Below are 3,036 nucleotides of genomic sequence, written 5' to 3'. Positions count from 1 at the left end.
CTCGGCGTGGCGCCCGATGGACCTGCTGGTCTGGCTCGGCCCGGCCATCGGCCCGGCGGCCTTCGAGGTCGGCGCCGAGGTGCGCGAGGCCTTCGTCGGCCAGCACGGCGAAGCGGCAAGCGCCTTCGTGCCCGGCACCAATGCCGGCAAGTACATGGCCGATATCTACCAGCTGGCGCGCATCCGCCTGGCCGCCATCGGCGTCACTGCGGTCAGCGGCGGAGGGCTGTGCACCTACAACGATCCGCGCTTCTACTCCTACCGGCGCAGCCCACGCACCGGGCGCTTCGCCTCGCTGATCTGGCTGCAGCCCTGAGTCGGGCTACCCCGGCCGCGTAGGGTGGATCGCGCTTTATCGATCCACCGCTCTGGTGGATATAAAAAGCGATATCCACCCTACGGCCATCCCGCCTCCCGCCATCCCGCCATCTCCGCTAATCGGCGCTTTTGTAGCTCTTAATCACCATCATCAATAGTGCTGTGCCGAGCGAGACGACCGGTCATATGCTCGGCGCCATGAACAGCATTCGACTCGACAAGCGCGACCTGATCCTGAGCAAGGGCTCGGCGGTGATGACCCGGCGCGGCTACCACGGCACCGGGGTACAGGAGATCGTCCAGGCCGCCGGGATTCCCAAGGGCAGCTTCTATCACTACTTCGCCAGCAAGGAAGACTTCGCCCTGCAGGCGCTGGCCTTTATCTACCGCCCGCGGCTGGAGCGTTATGCCCAGGCGCTGGGCAACCCGGCGCTGAGCCCGCGGGCGCGCATCCTCGGCTACTACCGCGACCTGCTGGCGCACTTCGCCCGCCAGGACTCGCCGCAGTACCACTGCTTCATCGGCAGCCTGAGTTTCGAGATGAGCGAGATGCTGCCGGCCATCGGCGCCGAAGTGGAGGCCATCCAGCAGGCCTCGGTGGAGATACTGCGCCAGTGCCTGGAGCAGGCGCGCGCCAGCGGCGAGCTGAGCGCCGACGAGGACTGCGGCAACCTTGCGATCTTTATCGCCAACGCCTGGCAGGGCGTGCTGGCGCGGCTCAAGGTGGGCCGCAGCCTGCAGCCGCTGGAAGCTTTCGTGTTACGCCTGGAGCGTCTGCTGCAGGCCTGATTTTTCTTGCCCCTTGAAACGAGACGACCGGTCGGTTGGCCGGCCCCAGGAGACCCCATGAGCGCCCCCGTACAAGCCCTGTTCGCCCCCTTCCGCCTCGGCAACCTGGAGCTGCCGACCCGCGTGGTGATGGCGCCGATGACCCGTTCCTTCTCCCCCGGCGGCGTGCCCAACGCCCAGGTGGTGGAGTACTACCGCCGCCGCGCCGCCGCCGGCGTCGGCCTGATCATCACCGAGGGCACCACGGTCGGCCACCAGGCCGCCAACGGCTACCCCAACGTGCCGCGTTTCCATGGCGAGGACGCCCTGGCCGGCTGGAAGCAGGTGGTCGAGGCGGTGCATGCAGAGGGCGGCAAGATAGTTCCGCAGCTGTGGCACGTGGGCAACGTGCGTCGCCTGGGTACCGAGCCGGACGCCGGCGTGCCGGGCTACGGGCCGATGGAGAAGCTCAAGGACGGCAATGTCGTGGTACACGGCATGAGCAAACAGGATATCGACGAGGTGATCGCCGCCTTCGCCCAGGCCGCGCGCGATGCCAAGGCCATCGGCATGGACGGTGTGGAGATCCACGGCGCCCACGGCTACCTGATCGACCAGTTCTTCTGGGAAGGCTGCAACCAGCGCACGGACGAGTACGGTGGCGACCTGGCCGGCCGCTCGCGCTTCGCCATCGAGCTGATCCAGGCGGTGCGCGCCGCGGTCGGCCCGGACTTCCCGATCATCCTGCGCTTCTCGCAGTGGAAGCAGCAGGACTACAGCGCGCGCCTGGTGCAGAGCCCCGAGGAGCTGGAGGCCTTCCTCAAGCCGCTGTCCGAGGCCGGCGTGGATATCTTCCACTGCTCGACCCGGCGCTTCTGGGAGCCGGAGTTCGCCGGCAGCGACCTCAACCTGGCCGGCTGGACCCGTCAGCTCACCGGCAAGCCGACCATCACCGTCGGCAGCGTCGGCCTGGACGGCGAGTTCCTGCAGTTCATGGTCAAGACCGACAAGGTCGCCGAGCCGGCCAGCATCGACAACCTGCTCGAGCGGTTGCACAAGCAGGAGTTCGACCTGGTGGCGGTGGGCCGCGCGCTGCTGGTCGACCCGGACTGGGCGCTGAAGGTGCGCGAAGGGCGCGAGGGCGACATCCTGCCGTTCAGCCGCGATGCGCTGATGCAGCTGGTCTGAGGCTTCTTCCCCGGGCGCCGGTTTGCGGCGCCCACTTTCGAGCCCCGGCACATCGGGGCTTTTTTACGCCCGCTGGCAGGGGGGCGGGGTGCGCCTCGGCTGCCTAGCCCGGCTGCAATCCGGCAGGGCTCAGGGCCCGGGCGCCTTGCCCCGGATTGCGGCCGCGCCAGCCCTGTCGGCGACCTTGGGCGGTGCCTGCAGGGCGCCGCGCAGGTGCTGTTCGAACAGCTGGACGATGCCGTCCCAGCCCTGTCTGCCGGCGTGCTGGCGGGCATTGAGGCGAACCCGGCGCAGGGTCTCGCCGTCTTCCAGCAGCCAGCAGGCCGCCTCGCAGAAGCCGTGCTCGTCGCCAGGGCGGGCGAGGGCGCCGTTGTGCCCGTGGTGGATATGCTGGGCGGCGGCGGCCTGGTCGTAGGCCACCACGCCGAGGCCCGAGGCCAGCGCCTCCAGCACCACGTTGCCGAAGGTCTCCGACAGGCTGGGAAACAGGAACAAATCGCCCGAGGCATAGTGTGCGGCCAGCGCCTCGCCGCGTTGCAGGCCACAGAACACCGCGTCCGGCAGCTGCGCCTGGAGACTGGCGCGCTGCGGGCCGTCGCCCACCAGGATCAGGCGCATGCGTCGCCGCGGCTGGCTCGCCTGCAGGGCGGTGAAGGCCTTGCCCAGCAGGCCGAGGTTCTTCTCCGCGGCCAGGCGGCCGACATGCAGCACGGCCAGCTCGTCCGGGCCCAGGCCCCAGCTGGCGCGCAGCGCCTCGCTGCG

At 69.3% G+C, this 3,036-nt stretch carries 4 protein-coding genes; 3 read left to right on the top strand and 1 reads right to left on the bottom strand.

All coding sequences use genetic code 11. From position 1 onward, the window contains the following. The 3 genes from N878_RS16465 to N878_RS16455 form a co-directional block, all read left to right on the top strand. Window positions 1–316, top strand: a 316-nt coding sequence (locus N878_RS16465; protein WP_031303299.1) for a polyphenol oxidase family protein, incomplete at its 5' end; no start/stop codon positions are given. Window positions 317–516: 200 nt separating this feature from the next. Then, window positions 517–1,107 carry a TetR/AcrR family transcriptional regulator gene (locus N878_RS16460; RefSeq protein ID WP_031303298.1) on the top strand — a complete coding sequence of 197 codons (591 nt, stop codon included), beginning with the start codon at window positions 517–519 and terminating at the stop codon, window positions 1,105–1,107. A gap of 57 nt (window positions 1,108–1,164) precedes the next feature. Beyond that, entirely contained in the window at window positions 1,165–2,274 is a 1,110-nt protein-coding gene (locus tag N878_RS16455) for an NADH:flavin oxidoreductase (RefSeq protein ID WP_021444704.1), read from the top strand. A gap of 129 nt (window positions 2,275–2,403) precedes the next feature. On the opposite strand, the gene N878_RS16450 is transcribed toward N878_RS16455, so the two are convergent. Further along, a partial coding sequence (locus N878_RS16450) for a glycosyltransferase (protein WP_021444703.1) occupies window positions 2,404–3,036 on the bottom strand: 633 nt, incomplete at its 5' end.

The organism is Pseudomonas sp. EGD-AK9 (assembly GCF_000465935.2).
Lineage (GTDB): Bacteria > Pseudomonadota > Gammaproteobacteria > Pseudomonadales > Pseudomonadaceae > Aquipseudomonas.
This window is presented reverse-complemented; position numbering and strand designations above follow the sequence as displayed.